A 19,336-nucleotide genomic window follows, 5' to 3' on the forward strand; every position below is an offset into this window, starting at 1 on the left:
CGGTCGATGGCACAACCACCCGCAATAGCACTCCCCAAAGCCAATCCTAGCGTCCGCGATATCGGGTTTGCCCTCGGTATCATGGTCATCCTGTGCGTGCTGTTCCTACCGATTCCGCCGTTTCTGATCGACCTTGGATTGGCTTTCTCGATCGCCTTTTCCGTGCTGATCCTCATGGTGGCGCTCTGGATAAAGAAGCCGCTGGAATTCTCGTCCTTTCCGACGATCTTGCTGATCGCCACGATGACGCGCCTGGCGCTGAACATCGCCACGACCCGCGTCATCCTTTCGCACGGTTATGAAGGGCATGATGCCGCCGGCGGCGTCATTGCCGGTTTTTCCAGCCTTGTCATGTCGGGCGATTTCGTCATCGGCCTGATCGTCTTCCTCATCCTCATCACCATCAACTTCATCGTTATCACCAAGGGTGCGACGCGTATCGCCGAAGTCGGCGCCCGCTTTACCCTGGATGCCATCCCCGGCAAGCAGATGGCGATCGACGCCGACCTTTCGGCCGGTCTCATCGACGAGAAGGAAGCGCAGCGTCGCCGCCGCGAACTGGAAGAGGAAAGCTCCTTCTTCGGTGCGATGGACGGTGCGTCCAAGTTCGTACGTGGTGACGCGGTTGCCGGTCTTCTGATTACCTGCATCAACGTCTTCGGCGGCATCATCATCGGCTATTTCCGTCATGGCATGCAGATCGGCCAGGCTGCGGACGTTTTCGTGAAGCTTTCCGTCGGCGACGGTCTGGTGTCGCAGATGCCGGCCCTCATCGTTTCGCTCGCTGCCGGCCTCCTCGTTTCGCGCGGTGGCACCTCTGGTTCGACCGACCAGGCCGTCGTCAATCAGCTGAGCGGTTATCCGCGCGCGCTCGCCGTCTCTGCGGTCCTCATGGGCATCCTGGCCATCATGCCTGGCATGCCTTTCCTTCCCTTCGTTTTCCTCGGCGGTCTGATGGCCGCCGGCGCCTGGTTCATTCCGCGCCAGATCGAAGCTGAGAACAAGCTTCGCCGCGACGCCGAAGAGCAGAAGGTGATGCAGACGAAGGAAATGGAAAAGGATTCGGTCAAATCGGTGCTGAAGACCGCAGAGATCGAACTGGCGCTCGGCAAGATCGTCTCCACCCGTCTGCTCGGCGCCCATCAGGAACTGGCTTTCCGCGTCGGCAAGATGCGCAAGAAGTTCGCGACGCAATACGGCTTCGTCGTGCCGGAGATCAAGGTGATCGACGACATGGCGATTGCCGACAAGTCGTACCAGATCCGCATCCACGGCACGACGATCGCCTCCAACATGCTGCGCGTCGGCGAAGTGCTCGTCGTCACCGGCTCCGGCCGCAAGCCGACCGTCCCGGGCGACGAGATCCGCGAACCCGCTTTCGGCATGCCGGCCTTCTCTGTCCTCGAAGCCTTTGCCGAGGATCTGAAGCGCGAGGGCTTCCAGCCAATCGACAATGTCTCCGTCGTGCTCACCCATATGAGCGAAGTCATCCGCAACAACCTGCCGGCGCTGCTGTCCTATAAGGACGTGAAGGTCCTGATCGACCGTCTCGATCCGGAATACAAGAAGCTCGCCGACGAAATCTGCTCGTCGCATATGTCCTATTCCGGCCTGCAGGCGGTGTTGAAGCTGCTGCTCGCCGAGCGTGTCTCGATCCGTAACCTGCATCTCATCCTCGAAGCCGTTGCGGAACTGGCGCCGCATGTGCGCAAGACCGAGCAGATCGTCGAGCATGTGCGTGTCCGCATGGCACAGCAGCTCTGCGGCGATCTGGCCGATAACGGAGTGCTGCGTGTCCTGCGCCTGGGCAGCAAATGGGACCTCATCTTCCATCAGGCGCTGAAGCGCGACCAGAAGGGCGAAGTCGTCGAATTCGATATCGATCCGCGCAGCCTGGAAGAGTTCAGCGAGCAGGCGGGCAAAGTTATCCGTGAATACATGGACCGGGGCATGCCCTTCGTTCTTGTCACGTCGCCGGAAACGCGCTCCTATGTGCGCATGATCATCGAACGCCTGTTCGCGACGCTTCCGGTCCTGTCGCATGTGGAATTGGCCAAGGGGATCGAGATCAAGATTCTAGGTTCGATTTCATGATATCAGACCCCCAGGGGACCATTCTGGCGCTGTTCGTCGCCTTCTGCCGCATCGGCGGCTGCATGATGGTCCTCCCGGGATTTTCCTCCGGCCGCGTTCCCCCGCAGATCAGGCTGTTGCTTTCCGCGGCCCTGACGATGGCGATCCTGCCGTTGCTCTGGAACACGATCTATCCTGAGGTGTCGAAGGGCGATGCGAACTATATCGGCCTCATCTTTACCGAAACCGTCATCGGATTGATGTATGGGATGATGGCTCGCATCTACACGCTGGGCCTGCAGTTTACCGGCACGGTCATATCGATGCTGATCGGCTTCAATGCGCCCGGCGGTGCCGACCTCGTCGAGGAATCGAATGAAACATCGCTCACCAGCCTCATTAGTTTTTGCGGGCTGATGATCCTCTTCATTCTGGACTTTCACCATTATGTTTTGCAGGCGCTGGTCGATTCCTATTCGGTCATTCCTTTCGGCGGACATATCGAGCCGCGCGCGGCACTGATTTCCATCACCGACACGCTTGCGACGACCTTCTTCATCATGCTGCGGCTGGCAAGCCCTTTCCTGCTTTACGGCCTGATGTTTCAGATTTCGATCGGTTTCATCAACAAGCTGGCGCCGCAGATCCCGATCTATTTCATTTCCACGCCCTATCTGCTGATGGGAGGGCTGTTCATGCTCTATGTCAGTATTGCGGCGTTGGTCAGTCAGTTTTCCAATGCGTTCCTGACTGTCTTCAACGGGCATTAGCCGTAATGACACAAGGGCGAACACCGATTCGAGTGCAGCCGGAACAAGGCGACCGGCGGGTAGGTAGCGATGGCTGAGAAAAACCGGTCCGAAAAACTGAAGCGCCTCGTCGCGGTACAGCGCCATCTGGAACGGATGGCGGAAAGCGAGCTGGCCGATACCACCCGACAGCGGTCGGAAGTCACCGAATCGATGGAGCGGGTCATGGTCGCCATCGGCTCCGTTGATCCCGTTCACATGGCATTCTCGATCCATTACGCCGAGCGCTATGGCCGCCTGATGATCCGGGACCAGCAACTGGAAAGCATCCAGACGCTCATTCAGATGAAGGTCCAGCAGGAGCGCACCAAGGGCGACAGGCTGGAAGAGCACATGAAGGATGCCCGCGAGCTGGAAACGCGGGAGGCGGACGACAATGGCGTCTACGACATCATCGACCAGCGCTTCGCCGGTGCAACGCCAGCCTCCAGCAAGGTTCAAAAACCATAATCATCGCGATCATGGAACAGGATTCGCAGCGTTGGGTTGCCGATCCGTTTTGACAGTTTGATTCGACATGCCCTGACACGAGCGCTGAGCCGCTCGTTTTCAGTGCATGCGAGAGCAGAAGGAGACGTGACATGGCTATTTCGCCTCCGAGTGATTTGGTCCTTGATGTCGTCAAGGCCGCCAATCCCGCCGATGTCGAGGCCGCGCAGGCCAAGCTTGCCGCCAACCGGGCCGCTTTTGCTGCCACCAGCCTTGCCGAAAACGGCAACGGCTTCGGCGCGACGGTGGATGCGATGAACAGCGCCGCCACCCAGGCGGGCCTTGCCAATGCCAATACCCATGTCGCCGGGACCAAGGTCCCGCAGGCCTATCGCAAGTTCGAGTCCATGGTGCTGCAGAACTTCGTGAAGAACATGTTGCCGAGCAGCGAAACGCTCTACGGCAAAGGTTCTGCCGGCGAGATCTGGAAGGGCATGATGGCCGAGCAGCTGGGCGATACGATCTCCAAGAATGGAGGCGTGGGCATCGCCGAAAAAATGTACAAGGAACAGGTCGACAAGATGCGCAATCCCGGCGCCATCCATGCGGCGACCGACGAGAACGACAAGAAAATGGCGCTCAGCGCGATTACCGATTTTCAGCGCAAGACGCTGGCCGCTGCCAATGCCGATAACGACGGCAACACCAGCATCACCAACCAGAATTCGTTGACGTCCCAGAAAGCATGAGCGAGGTAACAAACATGGAAATGATGTCGCAGGACTATCGGATCAAGTCTGTCCTTGGTCGCCTGGAGATGATTATCGACAATGAGAACAACCGGATCGGCAGCGACCCGGAATTCGATCTCAAGGTATCGAACGCACACAAGAGCCGCTGCCTCTACGAATTGTCGATGCTCTTTCGCGATACCGATCCGGCTGATCTCGCCGCCGCCCACATCGAACAGCTGCATGATCTAAAGAAGAAGCTGGTTCTGAACGCTCGTCGGGTCGAGGCGCATCTCGAGGCGGTTCGTGCTGTCGCCGACATCTTGAAGAATGCCGTGCAGAATGCCGATGGGGATGGCACCTATTCGCAGGAGCAGTTCCGCGTCCGTGAGGCCGGATGATCAAGCTCGTTATCACCGGCCTGTGGGTCTGCGCCGTAACATTGGCCTCGGTCTATTTTTCGGTGCAGGTGGCGACGGCGCCCGCGATCAGCCCTGACGATGCCAAAAAGGCGCAGCAGGAGCTCGTCAAAGGCGAATCGATCAACGTTCCCGTTATCGCCAACGGCCAGGTGACCGGCTATTTCCTGACGCGCATCTCCTTCATGATGGAGAAGGGCAAGGCAAATGCTCTGCAGATCCCCCTGCCGGAGCTGACGACGGACGAACTTTTTTCGCTGTTGATCGGCAACAAGACGATCGACATCGCTCATGCGCAGAATTTCGATATTGCCGCCTTTCGCGCTGATTTGAAAAAGCGGATGAACGAGCGACTTGGTGGCGACTATGTCGCCGATGTGCTGATAGAGCAGCTCGACTATCTTTCCAAAGAAGAAACCCACGGCGGGGAAACCGTGGGCAAGAGGACGGTCAAACCCGTCAAGATCGTGCAGGACGCGGCAAAGGACAAAGTGCCGGTCGAGTGAGATCTCTGGACGGCAAAGCGATAAACGTAAGCAATTTCTTATATTTTGTCGGTATGCCTAACAAACTCCTGATAGCTTCCAGCAAATCCAACCTTCCTTCCTAACGGAAAGTTGGATTTGTCTTGCTATAAACTCCTACGAGCCATGTCTCCCAGTCGCCGCATCGATGAACGGTGAGGGGCATGCGCTTTATGCGTACTGGCATCATGCGCGTCAGCGATGCCGGGCAGGAGGGTGTTGGATTGAACCAGGTAGCCGATTTTGCCGTCGCCGCGTCACGCCGCATGATCTTCGATCTGCCGGTATGCGATCTCGACTGGGATGACGCGCTGACCTTCGTCAACGAACTCGCTTCCCTGCCGGTCGGACAGACGTCGATCTCCTTCGTCAATGCGCATAACATGCTTATCATGCTGCGCGATGAAACCTACCGTAGTGTTCTCGAGCGCAATCTGGTGCTTCCCGACGGCGTCGGCCTCGACATCGCCTCACGCGTTGCTCATGGCGAACCTTTCCCGGCCAATCTGAACGGTACGGATTTCGTGCCCGCGCTGCTGACATTCATGGAGCGGCCAAAACGGATCGGCCTCTTGGGCGGCAAGCGCTCTGTTGTTGAGAAGGCAGCCGAGAGATTTCGCCGGCATGCTCCCTGGCACCAGTTCGTCGTCGTATCGGACGGCTTCTTCGATCCGGTCCGGAGTAGCGCAGTCACGGCGGAAATCAGCCGCCAGAAGATCGATGTCCTGATCGTCGGCATGGGCACGCCCTTGCAGGAAAAATGGGTCGCCGAGCATGTCGGCCCGCAGCACGCCCGTCTTGTCCTGACCGTCGGCGCCCTGTTCGATTTCATTTCGGAGACTGTGCCGCGGGCGCCAAGCCTCGTGCGCGCGATGCGCAGCGAGTGGCTGTTCCGTCTGGTGTTGGAGCCGGGCAGGCTCTGGCGGCGCTATATGCTGGGCATACCGCTGTTCTTCTATCAGGTTGTCAGGCATCAGTTCGGCCGCAAGGAACGCGTCCTTCGCGCAGAGCCGCATCCATTGCCGCAGCGGCGCATTGCTCCGCCGGACAAATTGGCAAGTTAGAGCATTTCCAGGAAAAGTGCGTAGCGGCTTTCCGTCCGGAATGCGCAAAGAAACAAGAGCTTAAAACGTTTTCGCGATTCGAAGAAAAGCGGAAATGCTTTGGTATTTGCGGGCTTGGCGTTAACTCTTTCTTTGGTATGAAAGTTTAGAGTGGGTTAACCATTTGCATTGGTCTCCGACCATGTGCGCGAGATAGCCCGCCATGTTTGAAAGCAAAGCCAGGATCGGATTTTACCCCCACGATGCGCAAACCCCTGAGGTTTCGCGGCGCGCTGGAACACGTGCCTCTCCCTATGGTCAAGACGATGATTTGACCAGTGGAGCCGATCTGCGCGCTGCCAACACCGACGATCCGCGTGATGCGGAACTGCGCGCCATCCTGCGCAGACGTTTGAATGGCGACCCCTATCCGGTGTCCGGCCATAGAAGATCGCAGGAGCGCGCGCTAGCAGCCGCACAGGCCGAAAATATCTCGGACGTCCACTATGCGGAACGCCGCCGGTTGCCGGAACGGGTATCGGAACCGGCGCCCGATTTGCTGGAATTCGTGCCCGATCTGCTTGAGGGCATGCCGGAGCTTCCACCGCAAATCGGCTCCGCTCCCGTTGCCGTTGAACACATGTCGCGGACTGGGCGCTGGTCTCTCAGCCTCCGTGCGCTCTGTTTCGTCGCCGCAACCGCACTGATGGGGGCGGTCGTTCCGATCCTGCTTGCGCCGCCGCCGCGTTATGTCTCGCAGGCAGTGCTTCATGCGGAAGGCGATGGCCGCGCGCGTCAGGCCCTGTTGGATGTTGCGGCAAAGCGGGTCGTCGCTCCGTCCGTATTGTCCGACGTCGTTGCCAGAATGAAGCTTGATCGCGATCCGGAATTTACCGGCAGCCGGGCGGGTGCCCTCGGCGTTGCCGTCGAGTTGCTTTCCGGCAGCGGCAACGCATCCGATGCGCCGTCGCGCGCGCAGGCCACGCTGCGCAAAGACGTTGCCGTCGAGATCGATAGTCAGACGGGTCTGCTGCGCCTGATCGTTACGTCGGGCGATCCCGCCAGATCGGCCGATATTGCCAACCGGCTGGTTATCGCAACCCTCTATGATCCGGGTGTTGCGAAGGCGGCCGGTACGTCACTCGGGGTTGAAACGGCGGTTGATCGCAGCCGCAAGGAACTCGATCGCGCCTCTGCCGCCCTTGCCGAATTCAAGACGCGCTATGGCGAAGACAGGATTGCCGCGGCCGAGACACTCCGGCGGCAGCGCCAGCAGCTGGATGTGCAGATAAAGGCAGCCGATCTGGCGGTACGCACCGCCAAGGCCCGTCTCGCAGCTGTCAAATCGGCGACGCCGGCATCGGTGCTGAGTGGCGCATTGTCGGGCGATCTTTCGTCGCCAGGTCTTGATGACCTGCGCAGCCGCTACAACGCCGCAAAGTCACAATTGACACAGCTTTCTGTGCAGCTCGGCCCGCGCCATCCCCGCCTGCTGGCGCAACAGGCAACGGTCGATGATCTCGCGGCCAATATGCGCAGTCAGTTGCAGCGGCTCGCCGTCAGCAGCGAGGCGGACGTGAAAGCGGCTCTGGAAAAGCAGACCGCTCTCTCGGCGCAAATGACGGCTTTCAGTCAGACGGGGAGTGATGTGGACCTCGCTCGCCTCGGGCAACTGCAGGATGCCATGACGACAGCGCAGAGCCGCTACGAGGCCGATCAGCAGAATGCCGGCATGACGATTTCCGAAGTCAGGCCGCCGCTGACGGTATTGTCCCAGGCCGTCGCGGCCGCCGCCCCGTTGGATAACCGGCTCGTGAGCAATCAGGCTGTCGGTTTCCTCATAGGTTTTGGTCTGGCACTCTGCGCCGTATTCCTGCGCAAATGGCTGGCTGGTGCCGCGCCGACAGAAGATCAGGCAGCTGATGAAGGCACTATGCCGGAAGCCTACGCTTTTCGCCATGAGGATGATCTGGAGCCTCAGTTACTGCCGGCGATCGCACCTGAACCACCGGCTGCTCTCGTCCATGATGCGGATCGGCTCGATATTGCGGACGAGTGGGGCCTCATCCGGCAAGAGCTTGCATCGCTGCGTGCCAAGGTCGAAACCTACGCTGTACGCAGACATCCGGACCGCGCCTGATCGTCTCATCGTTTTCCCTTGCAATTACCGCTTTCAGACACCATAGGGCGTTTGCAGGCCATTCCATGGAGCGGATGGCTTGTAGATTGCCAGCGAATTCATGATCGGGAGACGAGCGTGACGACAGTGATCGACGGGAAGAAGGCAGCAGCTTCGGTGATCGAAGCCGTGAAGGCTGCGGCGGCGGGACTTGAAACAGAGGCCGGTGTAAAGACCGGGCTTGCGGTCGTCATCGTCGGTGATGATCCGGCCAGCCACGCCTATGTGAACTCCAAGAGCAAGATGGCCAAGGAATGCGGCTTCAAGTCGGTCCAGCACACGCTGCCGGCGGAAACGACGCAAGGTGAGCTGGCAAAGCTCGTCCAGTCGCTGAACGACGATCCGTCCATCCACGGCATTCTCGTACAGCTGCCGCTGCCGAAGCATCTTGATTCGGATGACATCATTCAGTCGATCCGGCCGGAGAAGGATGTCGACGGCCTGCATGTCGTCAATGCCGGCAAGCTGGCAACCGGCGATCTCAAAACCGGACTGATCTCGTGTACGCCGGCCGGCGCCATGCTGCTGGTGCGCCAGGTGCATGGCGAAGACCTGTCGGGTCTGAATGCCGTCGTCATCGGCCGTTCCAACCTGTTCGGCAAGCCGATGGCGCAATTGCTGCTCAATGCCAATGCGACGGTAACGACGGCGCATTCGCGGACGAAGGATTTGGCAGGTGTTGCCCGTAGCGCCGACATCCTGGTCGCGGCCGTTGGCCGTCCGGAGATGGTCAAGGCGGATTGGGTGAAGCCAGGTGCGACCGTCATCGATGTCGGCATCAACCGGATCGCGGCACCTGAGCGCGGCGAGGGCAAGAGCCGGCTGGTGGGGGATGTCGCCTATGCGGAGGCATCCGAAGTCGCCGCAGCGATTACGCCGGTTCCGGGCGGTGTGGGTCCGATGACGATCGCCATGCTGATGGCCAACACCGTCATCGCGGCCCATTGCGCTGCTGGTCAGAAGCCGCCGAAGTTTTAAGCCGGCGCAACGCCGGTCGATGCGCGTACGATCAATTCGGCCTTCCACAATTCCTGCGCTGGAAATGTTTCCGTATGCTTGATTTCGCCGATCAGCCGTTCGGCGATGCGCACACCGGCTGCACGCAGCGATGAACGGGTGGTCGTCAGCGGCACGGTGAAATTTTCCGGCTTGAGCAAGGTCAGCACGTCGTCATGGGCGATCATCGATATATCCTCGCCAAGTCTGAGCTTAGCCTGGTTGATGGCGCGAACGGCGCCGAGCGCCAATACGGTACTGGAGCAGAGCACCGCAGTTGGGCGCTTGTCCTTTTCCATTTGTAGGATGCGTTCCATGGCGAGCAAGCCCTGTTCATCCGTCATCGGCGTATGGCTGGTGCAGGCTTCGTCGAGCGCGAGGCCACGCTCGGCAAGGGCCGCATCCATGCCGTTCTTCCGGCGAATGGCGAAATCGAAATAGATCGGGCCGTTCAAGAGGGCGAAGCGCCGGTGTCCGAGCTGCAGCAGCAGCTTCGTGGCGTCGTAGAAGGCGGCTTCATTGTCGATGTCGAGAAATGGATAGTCGGGTTCGGAACCGATCGATCGTCCATGCACGAGGAAGGGCATGGATAGAGACTTCAGCATCTCCAGGCGCGGATCGTGACCACGCATATAATTAACGAAGAGGGCATCGACATTGCCGCTGGCCGCCAATCGCCTGAGAGCGCCGACTTCATCGTTCGGATCCGCGGGCGTCAGGACGAAATGGAAATCGTGCCGCAAGGCCTCTTCTCCCAGCCCCGTCAGGAACTCGCTGAAATGCACGTCCGAAGAGTTGCCGGGCGAGGTCGGCATCACAAGTCCGATCGAACCGGCCTTACCGGTCGCAAGTCTTTGGGCTGCCTTGTTGGGTCGATAGCCGGTTTCCCGAACCGCTTTGAGAACGCGCTCGCGCGTTTCGTGATTGACTTCCGGATATCCGTTCAATGCCCGGCTGACTGTCGTCTGCGACAGCCCGAGCATCTGCGATAGCTGTTTCAGATTCACGGTATTCCAGCTCCTCCCACTACAGGCAGCCAAGATGCCGAGCCAACCTCCTGAAAAGCCGCGAGCATTCAAAGCGCTTTCAATTATGTAGCAGGAGAAGTGTGCGAGACAAGGCGATTAGCAAGAAATCGATGCACATTCTATGCTGCAACGCGAGATTTGCTGTGTATATCGCCCCGAATTTGAAAACCGCTTGACTTTGACGCGCTCTCAATGGATGAGAGAGGTAGCCAAAGCGCTTTGAGGAATGGGGCGCGTAGCACGAGAGTGTGTTTGGGCTCATGGGTTTCGTTATTAGGGAGGACAACGCATGAAAAAGATGTTCTTGATGACCGTCGCTGCCGCCGCTCTGGTGGCCGGTACGGCGATGGCGGCCGATCTGAAGTTCCAGCCCGGCCAGGACTCCAAGTTCAACTGGAAAAGCTACGACGAGTTCAAGTCGGCGCATGCCGACCTGAAGGGCGAGACGCTGACCATCTTCGGCCCCTGGCGCGGCGAGGACGAGGCTCTCTTCACCAGCGTCCTCAACTACTTCACCGAAGCGACCGGCGTGAACGCCAAATATTCGTCCTCGGAAAACTACGAGCAGCAGATCGTCATCGACACTCAGGCCGGTTCGCCGCCGAATGTCGCCATCCTCCCGCAGCCGGGCCTGCTCGCAAACCTTGCCAGCAAGGGTTACCTGACGCCGCTCGGCGATGATCTCGCGAGCTGGGTCAAGACCAATTACGGTGCCGGCGATAGCTGGGTCGGTTATGGCACCTACAAGGGCAAGGATGGCAAGGATGCCTTCTATGCCTTCCCCTACAAGGCCGATCTGAAGTCGCTGGTCTGGTACGTGCCGGAGAATTTCGAAGAAGCCGGCTACAAGGTTCCGACGACCATGGAGGATCTGATCAAGCTCTCCGATCAGATCGTCAAGGACGGCGGCACCCCCTGGTGCATCGGCCTCGGTTCTGGCGGCGCGACCGGCTGGCCGGCAACCGACTGGGTTGAAGACCTGATGCTGCGCCTGAACACGCCGCAGGATTACGATCACTGGGTCGATAACTCGCTTAAGTTCAACGATCCAAAGGTCGTTGCGGCGATCGAGGAATTCGGCAAGTTCGCGAAGAACCCGAAATATGTTGCCGGCGGCGTTGCAGCTGTTGCCTCGACCGACTTCCGCGACAGCCCGAAGGGCCTCTTCACGGTTCCGCCGAAGTGCTACCTGCACAAGCAGGCATCCTTCATTCCGTCCTTCTTCCCGGAAGGTACGAAGCTTGGTCAGGATGCGGACTTCTTCTACTTCCCGCCCTCCGCCGCGCATCCTGAACTCGGCAAGCCGGTTCTCGGCGCCGGCACGCTCGCTGCCATTACCAAGGATTCGAAGGCTGCACGCGCCTTCATCCAGTTCCTGCAGACGCCGATCGCCCAGGAAGTCTGGATGGCCCAGTCCGGCTTCCTGACGCCGTACAAGGCCGTCAATACCGCGGCTTACGCCAACGACACACTGCGCAAGGAAGGCGAGACCCTGACCACGGCCACCACGTTCCGCTTCGACGGTTCCGACCTGATGCCGGGCAAGATTGGTGCGGGTTCGTTCTGGACCGGCATGGTGGATTTCGTCGGCGGCAAGTCTGCTCAGGATGTAGCCGACGGTATCCAGAAGTCCTGGGACGCCATCAAGTAAGACATCATAGCCCTATCGCCGCCGGCAACTCGCCGGCGGCGCCATACTGCATATGACGACGCGCCCTTCAGCGCGGCCGACGCCCGACTGATGGACAAAAGTAGATAATTCGGGGAGGGAAGGGATGTTTTCACAGATCGTATCGGCGATTGCCGCCATGATATTCGGCGTTGCCATTTGCGCCGCTTATTTCTGGTTTTCCAACAAGCTCTTGGACTTGATCTTTCCGGCAAGGGAAGGCGATGAGGTCCATCGGGCGGCTGTCAACCTTCGCCGCCGCGGTCTTATCCGCCCCTGGCTGTTCCTGGGGCCGGCGCTGTTCCTGCTTGTCGTCTATCTCGTCTATCCCGTCGTCGCGACCTTCATCCTGTCGTTCTACGGGCCTGATGGCAGCAAGTTCGTCGGCGGCGCCAATTATCTCTGGGCGCTCAACGATACCGAATTCCGCCAGTCGATCTTCAACAACATCCTTTGGCTCGCCGTTGTGCCGGCGGCCTGCACCTTCTTCGGTCTCGTTATCGCCGTAATGACCGACCGCATCTGGTGGGGCAATATCGCCAAGGCCGTCATCTTCATGCCGATGGCAATCTCCTTTGTCGGCGCTTCCGTCATCTGGAAATTCATCTATGAATATCGCGGCGGCACGGATGCGCAGATCGGCCTTCTGAACGCGATCGTCCAGCTGTTCGGCGGCACGCCGGAAGTCTGGATCACCATTCCGTTCTGGAACAATTTCTTCCTGATGGTCATGCTGATCTGGATCCAGACTGGTTTTGCCATGGTCATCCTCTCGGCGGCGCTGCGCGGTATTCCGGAGGAAACCATCGAAGCGGCTGTCATCGACGGCGCCAATGGCTGGCAGATCTTCTGGAAGATCATGGTTCCCCAGGTCTGGGGAACGATCGCCACAGTCTGGACCACCATCACCATCCTCGTCCTCAAGGTCTTCGATATCGTTCTCACCATGACCAATGGTCAATGGAACACGATGGTGCTTGCCAACCTGATGTTCAACTGGATGTTCCGTGGCGGCGGCGACAGCGGCCGAAGCGCCGTCATAGCGCTCGTCATCATGGTCGCCGTCACACCGATCATGATCTGGAATATCCGCCGCGCAAACGCAGAAACGAAGGGGCGCTGACATGATTGGGAATCTCGGCCGTATCGGTCCCGCACGCATCTTCGTTCATGCCGCGGTGCTGCTCATCGTCCTGCTCTGGCTGCTTCCGACGCTCGGCATCTTCGTCACGGCGCTGCGCGACAAGGACCAGATCGTCGCCTCCGGTTGGTGGACGGCTTTCTCCGGTTCGTCGCAGACGGCCGCCGTCCGCCTCGACGGCCCGGACAAGGCAAAGCAGGACGGTGCCAATTACGTCATCGCCGGTACGGTTGCCGGTCAAGGCAACAGCGGCAACGGCAGGATCCAGTCCTTCGGCCTGCGCGTGCAGGAGCCGGCCGCCTATAAGATCGGCTCGCCAGCCGATCTCGGCAATGGCGAGACCCTAACAGTGAATGCTGACGGCAGCTATCGCTACCAGAAAACTGGTCCCTTTGAGGCCGATGCCCGCAGCAAGCGCATCTACCTGACCATTGCCACACCGCCGCAATTCACCTTCGACAACTACCGCAACGTACTCGGCGGCGAGGGGATCGGCCAGTCCTTCATCAATTCGCTGACGGTAACGATCCCCGCAACCGTCATCCCGATCCTGATCGCCGCCTTTGCGGCCTATGCGCTTGCCTGGATGGAGTTTCCCGGCCGCGCGATCCTGATCGCGCTCGTTGTCGGCCTGATCGTCGTGCCGTTGCAGATGTCGCTGATCCCGCTTCTGCGCATCTATAACGAAATCGGCCAGATATTCGGCGTTCCGTCGAAGACCTATCCCGGCATCTGGCTGGCGCACACGGCTTTCGGCCTGCCGCTGGCCATCTATCTCCTGCGCAACTACATTGCCGGCCTGCCGAAGGAAATCATCGAATCCGCCCGCGTCGACGGCGCCAGCGATTTCGATATCTTCGTCAAGATCATCCTGCCGCTGTCTTTCCCGGCATTGGCCTCCTTCGCGATCTTCCAGTTCCTCTGGGTGTGGAACGACCTTCTGATCGCGATGGTCTTCCTCGGCACCGACAAGGATCACCTCGTGCTCACGGCCGCCCTCAACGCGCTGCTCGGCTCGCGCGGCGGCAACTGGGAAATCCTGACGGCATCGGCCTTCGTCACAATCCTTATCCCACTCCTCGTCTTCTTTGGTCTGCAGCGCTATCTCGTGCGCGGTCTGCTCGCCGGGTCGGTGAAGGGGGGCTGATCCAAAAACACGCACTTACTACAGGACCCACTCAGCATGAGCATTGCTCTTCAATCGGCTTCGGAAGTTGACAAGGACTGGTGGCGCGGCGCCGTGATCTATCAGATCTATCCGCGTTCCTATCAGGACTCCAACGGTGACGGCATCGGCGATCTTAAGGGCATCGCCGTCCGCCTGCCGCATGTCGCGTCGCTCGGCGTCGACGCTATCTGGATTTCGCCGTTCTTCACGTCGCCGATGCGCGATTTCGGCTATGACGTCTCCAATTACGAGGACGTCGATCCGATCTTCGGTACGCTTGCCGATTTCGATGCGATGGTGACGGAAGCCCATCGCCTCGGCATCAAGGTGATGATCGATCTCGTGCTGTCGCACAGCTCGGACCGCCATCCCTGGTTCGTCGAAAGCCGCTCGAGCAAGGATAACCCTAAGGCCGATTGGTATGTCTGGGCTGATGCCAAGCCGGATGGCACACCGCCCAACAACTGGTTGTCGATCTTCGGCGGCTCGGCCTGGGCGTGGGATCCGACCCGCATGCAGTACTACATGCACAACTTCCTGACCTCGCAGCCGGATATGAACCTGCACAATCCGGAAGTGCAGGACCGCTTGCTTGACGTCGTGCGTTTCTGGCTCGACCGCGGCGTCGACGGTTTCCGTCTCGACACCATCAACTTCTACTTCCACGACAAGGAATTGCGCGACAACCCGGCGCTGGAACCTTCGCGCCGCAATGCCTCTACGGCACCGGCGGTCAATCCCTATAATTTTCAGGAGCATCTCTACGACAAGAACCGCCCCGAGAACCTGGAATTCCTGAAGCGCTTCCGCGCCGTGCTCGACGAATATCCGGCGATTGCCGCCGTCGGCGAAGTCGGCGATAGCCAGCGCGGCCTCGAAATCGTCGGTGAATACACATCCGGCGGCGACAAGATGCACATGTGCTACGCCTTCGAATTCCTCGCGCCGGACGCTCTTTCGCCGGATCGCGTCGAAGAGGTGATGAACGACTTCGACACGGCAGCTCCGCAAGGCTGGGCCTGCTGGGCCTTCTCCAACCACGACGTCGTGCGCCATGTCAGCCGCTGGGGCAATCTGGTGGCCGACCGCGATGCTTTCGCCAAGCTTTATGCGGCGCTGCTGCTGACCCTGCGCGGCTCCGTATGCATCTATCAAGGCGAGGAACTGGCGCTGACGGAAGCCGATCTCGCCTATCAGGATCTGCAGGATCCCTACGGCATCCAGTTCTGGCCCGAGTTCAAGGGCCGCGATGGCTGCCGCACGCCCATGGTCTGGGACAGCCAGGTGGCGCAGGGCGGCTTTTCCACCGTCAAGCCCTGGCTGCCGGTGCCGGTCGAACATATCCTGCGCGCCGTCAGCGTCCAGCAGGGCGATGAGCATTCGGTGCTGGAGCAGTACCGTCGCTTCCTCGCGTTCCGCAAACAGCATCCGGCCTTCGCCAAAGGCGAGATTGCCTTTTCGGAGCCGCAGGGCGACGTGCTGATCTACACCCGCACTTATGTCGGCGAGACCATTCTCTGCGTCTTCAATATGAGCCCCGTCGAAACGCTGGCAACCCTGCCTGATGGCAATTGGCAGGCGTTGACGGGACATGGATTTACCAGCAACAACTACGGCAACAAGATCGATATTCCGGCCTGGGGCGCCTATTTCGCGCGTCTTGCCTGACCTTTGGGAGGAGGAAGCATAATGACTGGACTTGTTCTGAAGGATATCAAGAAATCCTACGGCAGCGTGCATGTGCTGCACGGGATCGATCTGGAGATCAACGAAGGCGAGTTCATCGTCTTCGTCGGCCCCTCCGGCTGCGGCAAGTCCACCTTGCTCAGGATGATCGCCGGGCTGGAGAGCATCACCGCGGGCGATATGATGATCGCCGGGCAGAAGGTGAACGAAGTGCCGCCGTCACGGCGCGGCATTGCCATGGTCTTCCAGTCCTATGCGCTCTATCCGCATATGACCGTCTATGACAACATGGCCTTCGGCATGCGCATCGCCGGCGAAAGCAAGCAGGAGATCGATCGTCGTGTGCGGGCGGCGGCGGCGAGCCTGCAGCTCACGCAATATCTCGAGCGTCTGCCGAAGGCGCTTTCGGGCGGTCAGCGGCAGCGCGTTGCCATCGGCCGCGCCATCTGCCGCAATCCCAAGGTCTTTCTGTTCGACGAGCCGCTGTCGAACCTGGACGCCGCGCTACGCGTCGCGACCCGCATCGAGATCGCCAAACTCAGCGATTCCATGCCCGAGACGACGATGATCTACGTTACCCATGACCAGGTGGAAGCCATGACGCTGGCCGACCGTATTGTCGTGCTGTCGGCCGGCCGGGTCGAACAGGTCGGCGCTCCCCTTGAACTCTACGAGCGCCCGGCGAACCTGTTCGTTGCAAAATTCATCGGCTCGCCGGCCATGAACATCATCCCGGCAACGGTAACCGAAACAGGCGCTGCGACGACGGTGACGCTGACCGGCGGCAAATCGGTAACGTTGGACGTGCCGACGGAGGCCTCCGAAAAGGGCAAGGCCGCCAGCTTCGGCGTACGTCCGGAAGATCTTCGTCTCGCGACGGGCGATGACTATCTCTTCGAAGGCGAGGTTTCCATCGTCGAGGCGCTCGGCGAAGTGACGCAGCTCTATATCGAAGGCCTCGTTGATGGCGAGCCGATCATCGTCAAGATCCCCGGCATTGCCGATATTCATCGCGGCCAAAAGATGCGTTTTGCCGCCGACCGTCAGAAGCTGCATCTTTTCGACGCCAGCGGCCACTCCTATCGCAAGTAGGCGCTTACCGGATGCCCCGGCCCAAGTAAAAATGAACAACAAAATTCATCTTGGGCCGGCGCACTCAAACCTTCTGTTAAAGACCGGCTGATAGTCTTCTCTTCATAATATACTTCAGGGGTCTACCAAGATGGCCGCGTTCGGCAGAGCTAATTCAGGTCAGCATTTCCTTAACAAGGAAGAATCCTTCATGTATGACCGCGAAGTGCGGTTTCGCATGGAAGACACCATGAATGCCGCCCGCCTCGAATACACTGAAAAGGGCGTGATGAATCTTGCGTCCCGCCGCTGCGATATTATCCGTATCTCGCAGAGCAGCGCGGTTCTTGCGATCCTCACCCAGTATAATCTGCCGAAGCAGTTCTATCTGGATATTCCTGACGCCCGCATCACCAAGGTCGGCTGTGTGCTAATGAAGGTCTTCTCCAACAACACGGTGGAAGTTCGTTTCCTGCGGCTTCTCACGGAGAAGGAAATGAACAAGATCTTCGTCTACAGCACGCACCCGGCCCATAAAAACCGCGTGCTCGACATCAGATCCTAATCAACGACCCACAAGAAGCGGCCTAGCGCTGCGTTCGGCTGACGGATCAGATTTCCGTTCGGCATTTTGCGAGCGCATCCTCAAGATACTTGATCAGCGGTAGCCTGCCATTTTCCTGCAGCCATTTGTTGACCGAGAGGCGAAGCGGGCTCACTCCGATCATCGAAACCAGCTGCAGACCGTCGCGGTCCCTAGTCGGAAACAATTCGCACAGGGCTTGGTAGGCGATTTGCTCAAGCTGCAAAGAGTTACCCCGCGAACGGGCGTGCAAGGTCTCGCTTTGACGTAAAAGTTTGGCAGTCTCCAGAAGCCGAGGCGCTTCCGCCTCGATGCGGGCCACAAGTCCCAGGGTGGCTTGATGGACGACCTCGAGCGGTCGCCCGGCAGACGCATTCTCCATGATGCCAGTCCGCAGTGCATCCATATATCGGCGCTGATGCGCCAGAAGAATATCGTCCTTGCTTCTAAAGTAATAAAAGAAAGTCCGGCGGGAAATCCCGGCCGCTGCGGCAATCTCGTCGATCGTCGTTTCCTGATAGCCTTTCGCGAGAAAGGATTTCATTCCGACGTCCGCTATGCGTTGAAAGGTCAGGCGGCGCTTCTGTTCGCGCAAGCCTTCCGGCTTTGATGTTGCATCGTGCATGCGCTTACTTTGGCATGAGTCGCAATACCACTCAAATTATCGGCGTTCGCCGCACTCCGCTCCGTGTGGTCTCAATCTCTGGTGAAACAAATTCTCCGCTTCGCTCCTCGATTGCCGCAAATTGGTCGATATTAATATTACACTAAGTGCGATATTTAATGTTGATGCTGATGTTCATAACCCGGTGCAGGAGCGCAAACATCCATGCCAGTCGCTACAATCTCAAATCATGCTGTAAGCAGACCCTATGGTCCATCTGCCGCTGAAAGCCATCGGAGGGCTGATATGTGGTCGATGGCCCTCTTGATGAGCCTGCTGGGCGGCTGTGCCTCCGCGCCGCTGGATCGGGCGGGATCTTTGCGGTCCTATGAAGGGCTGACCCGATCGGATGGGCTGGTTGCGCACTCGCTTCTTAGGGTAAGCAAGGACGATGTTCTGGCGGCCAAGACCGTGAAGATCATTCCCACCGCCTTTTCGATGCGCGCCGAAACCGCTGCTTTCACACCCAAACAGCGCGATCTCGTCACCAATGCCGTCGATAGAGCGCTTTGTTCCGGATTGAGTGAACGTTTCGCCGTCGTCGGTCTATCTGAGCCGGCGGATCTCACCGTTCGCGCCGTCGTGACGCAGGTGAAGGCAACCAATGCAACCGCCGTCGGAGTCTCGAAAATTGCCTCCGTGGGCAAAAGCGTGTTGCTGCCGGGTGTACCGGTGCCCGTTCCGCGTATTCCGATCGGCATGGGCAGCCTCTCGCTCGAGGCTGAGGCTTTCAATCCCCAGGGTGTACAGAAGGCTGTCATGATCTGGGGACGTGGTGCAAACGCATTCTTTGATTCGGGCACCGTCGCCAAGGAAGGGGATGCCTATGGCCTCGCCGCCAAATTCGGCGGAGATTTCAGTAAGATGCTGGTCAAGGGCAAGACGCCGTTCGGCGCCGCGCCCTCCTTCCCATCCAGGGCGAAATTGGCGTCACTCATCGGCCGGGCACCGAAATACGACGCCTGCAAGGTATTCGGGAAATCGCCGGGCGTGACAGGCTTCGTGGGCGGGCGCCTCGGCCTTCCGCCGGCATGGACGGACAAGGCTCCGCCGGAAGCAGGAAGTGCGGCATCCAAAGCTCCTTGACTGGCCTTCGATGCCACACTGCTGAAATCCGCCGGAT

At 59.3% G+C, this 19,336-nt stretch carries 18 protein-coding genes; 16 read left to right on the forward strand and 2 right to left on the reverse strand.

The genetic code is table 11. The features are described 5' to 3' along the window. Positions 1 to 6 precede the first annotated feature (6 nt). The 9 genes from flhA to folD all read left to right on the forward strand — a co-directional run bounded on the left by flhA (position 7) and on the right by folD (position 9,185). Positions 7 to 2,094, forward strand: coding sequence for a flagellar biosynthesis protein FlhA (gene flhA, locus FHX05_RS10465; protein WP_112336513.1), 2,088 nt, complete (start codon positions 7 to 9; stop codon positions 2,092 to 2,094). Continuing rightward, positions 2,091 to 2,843, forward strand: coding sequence for a flagellar biosynthetic protein FliR (gene fliR, locus FHX05_RS10470; RefSeq protein WP_112610970.1), 753 nt, complete (start codon positions 2,091 to 2,093; stop codon positions 2,841 to 2,843). The genes flhA and fliR overlap by 4 nt, the downstream gene beginning before the upstream one ends. Positions 2,844 to 2,912: 69 nt before the next feature. After that, positions 2,913 to 3,332 (forward strand): hypothetical protein, encoded by a 420-nt coding sequence (locus FHX05_RS10475; RefSeq protein WP_183871509.1) that lies wholly within the window; start codon positions 2,913 to 2,915, stop codon positions 3,330 to 3,332. Between the two features lie 131 nt (positions 3,333 to 3,463). Beyond that, a complete protein-coding gene (locus FHX05_RS10480; RefSeq protein WP_112610974.1) occupies positions 3,464 to 4,060 on the forward strand; it encodes a rod-binding protein in 597 nt (198 codons plus the stop codon). A 14-nt stretch (positions 4,061 to 4,074) separates the two neighbouring features. Then, positions 4,075 to 4,443 (forward strand): hypothetical protein, encoded by a 369-nt coding sequence (locus tag FHX05_RS10485; protein ID WP_015338831.1) that lies wholly within the window; start codon positions 4,075 to 4,077, stop codon positions 4,441 to 4,443. Beyond that, positions 4,440 to 4,967 carry a hypothetical protein gene (locus FHX05_RS10490; RefSeq protein WP_132715837.1) on the forward strand — a complete coding sequence of 176 codons (528 nt, stop codon included), beginning with the start codon at positions 4,440 to 4,442 and terminating at the stop codon, positions 4,965 to 4,967. Before FHX05_RS10485 ends, FHX05_RS10490 begins: the two co-directional genes overlap by 4 nt. Before the next feature lie 242 nt (positions 4,968 to 5,209). Then, a complete protein-coding gene (locus tag FHX05_RS10495; protein WP_183872420.1) occupies positions 5,210 to 6,049 on the forward strand; it encodes a WecB/TagA/CpsF family glycosyltransferase in 840 nt (279 codons plus the stop codon). A gap of 202 nt (positions 6,050 to 6,251) precedes the next feature. After that, positions 6,252 to 8,168, forward strand: coding sequence for a succinoglycan biosynthesis transport protein (locus tag FHX05_RS10500; RefSeq protein ID WP_183871511.1), 1,917 nt, complete (start codon positions 6,252 to 6,254; stop codon positions 8,166 to 8,168). 117 nt (positions 8,169 to 8,285) lie between these two features. Beyond that, positions 8,286 to 9,185 (forward strand): bifunctional methylenetetrahydrofolate dehydrogenase/methenyltetrahydrofolate cyclohydrolase FolD, encoded by a 900-nt coding sequence (gene folD, locus FHX05_RS10505; protein ID WP_183871512.1) that lies wholly within the window; start codon positions 8,286 to 8,288, stop codon positions 9,183 to 9,185. On the opposite strand, the gene FHX05_RS10510 is transcribed toward folD, so the two are convergent. Further along, complete coding sequence (locus FHX05_RS10510) at positions 9,182 to 10,210, reverse strand: substrate-binding domain-containing protein (protein WP_183871514.1); 1,029 nt, start codon at positions 10,208 to 10,210, stop codon at positions 9,182 to 9,184. The genes folD and FHX05_RS10510 overlap by 4 nt on opposite strands. A 310-nt stretch (positions 10,211 to 10,520) precedes the next feature. On the opposite strand from FHX05_RS10510, the gene FHX05_RS10515 reads away from it, so the two are divergent. The 6 genes from FHX05_RS10515 (at position 10,521) to FHX05_RS10540 (ending at position 17,531) form a co-directional block, all read left to right on the forward strand. Then, the gene (locus FHX05_RS10515; protein WP_183711087.1) at positions 10,521 to 11,882 is read left to right on the forward strand and encodes an ABC transporter substrate-binding protein; all 1,362 of its coding nucleotides are present in this window, start codon (positions 10,521 to 10,523) and stop codon (positions 11,880 to 11,882) included. Positions 11,883 to 12,006: 124 nt separating this feature from the next. Continuing rightward, entirely contained in the window at positions 12,007 to 13,023 is a 1,017-nt protein-coding gene (locus tag FHX05_RS10520; RefSeq protein WP_112335314.1) for a sugar ABC transporter permease, read from the forward strand. Position 13,024: 1 nt separating this feature from the next. After that, a complete protein-coding gene (locus FHX05_RS10525; protein ID WP_112409906.1) occupies positions 13,025 to 14,188 on the forward strand; it encodes a carbohydrate ABC transporter permease in 1,164 nt (387 codons plus the stop codon). A gap of 36 nt (positions 14,189 to 14,224) precedes the next feature. Next, positions 14,225 to 15,877, forward strand: a complete 1,653-nt coding sequence (locus FHX05_RS10530; protein ID WP_183871516.1) for an alpha-glucosidase — start codon at positions 14,225 to 14,227, stop codon at positions 15,875 to 15,877. A gap of 21 nt (positions 15,878 to 15,898) precedes the next feature. Beyond that, a complete protein-coding gene (gene ugpC / locus FHX05_RS10535; RefSeq protein WP_112335317.1) occupies positions 15,899 to 16,987 on the forward strand; it encodes a sn-glycerol-3-phosphate ABC transporter ATP-binding protein UgpC in 1,089 nt (362 codons plus the stop codon). Between the two features lie 190 nt (positions 16,988 to 17,177). After that, complete coding sequence (locus tag FHX05_RS10540) at positions 17,178 to 17,531, forward strand: hypothetical protein (protein WP_112335318.1); 354 nt, start codon at positions 17,178 to 17,180, stop codon at positions 17,529 to 17,531. Positions 17,532 to 17,577: 46 nt separating this feature from the next. Here FHX05_RS10540 and FHX05_RS10545 read toward each other — a convergent pair whose 3' ends face one another. Further along, positions 17,578 to 18,174 carry a TetR/AcrR family transcriptional regulator gene (locus FHX05_RS10545; protein ID WP_183871518.1) on the reverse strand — a complete coding sequence of 199 codons (597 nt, stop codon included), beginning with the start codon at positions 18,172 to 18,174 and terminating at the stop codon, positions 17,578 to 17,580. Positions 18,175 to 18,459: 285 nt separating this feature from the next. On the opposite strand from FHX05_RS10545, the gene FHX05_RS10550 reads away from it, so the two are divergent. Continuing rightward, on the forward strand, positions 18,460 to 19,299 hold the full coding sequence (locus tag FHX05_RS10550; RefSeq protein WP_246698895.1) for a DUF3313 domain-containing protein: 840 nt from the start codon (positions 18,460 to 18,462) through the stop codon (positions 19,297 to 19,299). Positions 19,300 to 19,336 lie beyond the last annotated feature (37 nt).

The sequence above is a fragment of the Rhizobium sp. BK491 genome (assembly GCF_014194925.1).
Lineage (GTDB): Bacteria > Pseudomonadota > Alphaproteobacteria > Rhizobiales > Rhizobiaceae > Rhizobium.

What these genes read in the sequence shown, in the direction of transcription:
- flhA (WP_112336513.1), top strand. Translation starts at nt 7, where the DNA reads ATGGCACAACCACCCGCAATAGCACTCCCCAAAGCCAATCCTAGCGTC.
- fliR (WP_112610970.1), top strand. Translation starts at nt 2,091, where the DNA reads ATGATATCAGACCCCCAGGGGACCATTCTGGCGCTGTTCGTCGCCTTC.
- FHX05_RS10475 (WP_183871509.1), top strand. Translation starts at nt 2,913, where the DNA reads ATGGCTGAGAAAAACCGGTCCGAAAAACTGAAGCGCCTCGTCGCGGTA.
- FHX05_RS10480 (WP_112610974.1), top strand. Translation starts at nt 3,464, where the DNA reads ATGGCTATTTCGCCTCCGAGTGATTTGGTCCTTGATGTCGTCAAGGCC.
- FHX05_RS10485 (WP_015338831.1), top strand. Translation starts at nt 4,075, where the DNA reads ATGGAAATGATGTCGCAGGACTATCGGATCAAGTCTGTCCTTGGTCGC.
- FHX05_RS10490 (WP_132715837.1), top strand. Translation starts at nt 4,440, where the DNA reads ATGATCAAGCTCGTTATCACCGGCCTGTGGGTCTGCGCCGTAACATTG.
- FHX05_RS10500 (WP_183871511.1), top strand. Translation starts at nt 6,252, where the DNA reads ATGTTTGAAAGCAAAGCCAGGATCGGATTTTACCCCCACGATGCGCAA.
- FHX05_RS10515 (WP_183711087.1), top strand. Translation starts at nt 10,521, where the DNA reads ATGAAAAAGATGTTCTTGATGACCGTCGCTGCCGCCGCTCTGGTGGCC.
- FHX05_RS10520 (WP_112335314.1), top strand. Translation starts at nt 12,007, where the DNA reads ATGTTTTCACAGATCGTATCGGCGATTGCCGCCATGATATTCGGCGTT.
- FHX05_RS10525 (WP_112409906.1), top strand. Translation starts at nt 13,025, where the DNA reads ATGATTGGGAATCTCGGCCGTATCGGTCCCGCACGCATCTTCGTTCAT.
- FHX05_RS10530 (WP_183871516.1), top strand. Translation starts at nt 14,225, where the DNA reads ATGAGCATTGCTCTTCAATCGGCTTCGGAAGTTGACAAGGACTGGTGG.
- ugpC (WP_112335317.1), top strand. Translation starts at nt 15,899, where the DNA reads ATGACTGGACTTGTTCTGAAGGATATCAAGAAATCCTACGGCAGCGTG.
- FHX05_RS10540 (WP_112335318.1), top strand. Translation starts at nt 17,178, where the DNA reads ATGTATGACCGCGAAGTGCGGTTTCGCATGGAAGACACCATGAATGCC.
- FHX05_RS10545 (WP_183871518.1), bottom strand. Translation starts at nt 18,174, where the DNA reads ATGCACGATGCAACATCAAAGCCGGAAGGCTTGCGCGAACAGAAGCGC.
- FHX05_RS10550 (WP_246698895.1), top strand. Translation starts at nt 18,460, where the DNA reads ATGTGGTCGATGGCCCTCTTGATGAGCCTGCTGGGCGGCTGTGCCTCC.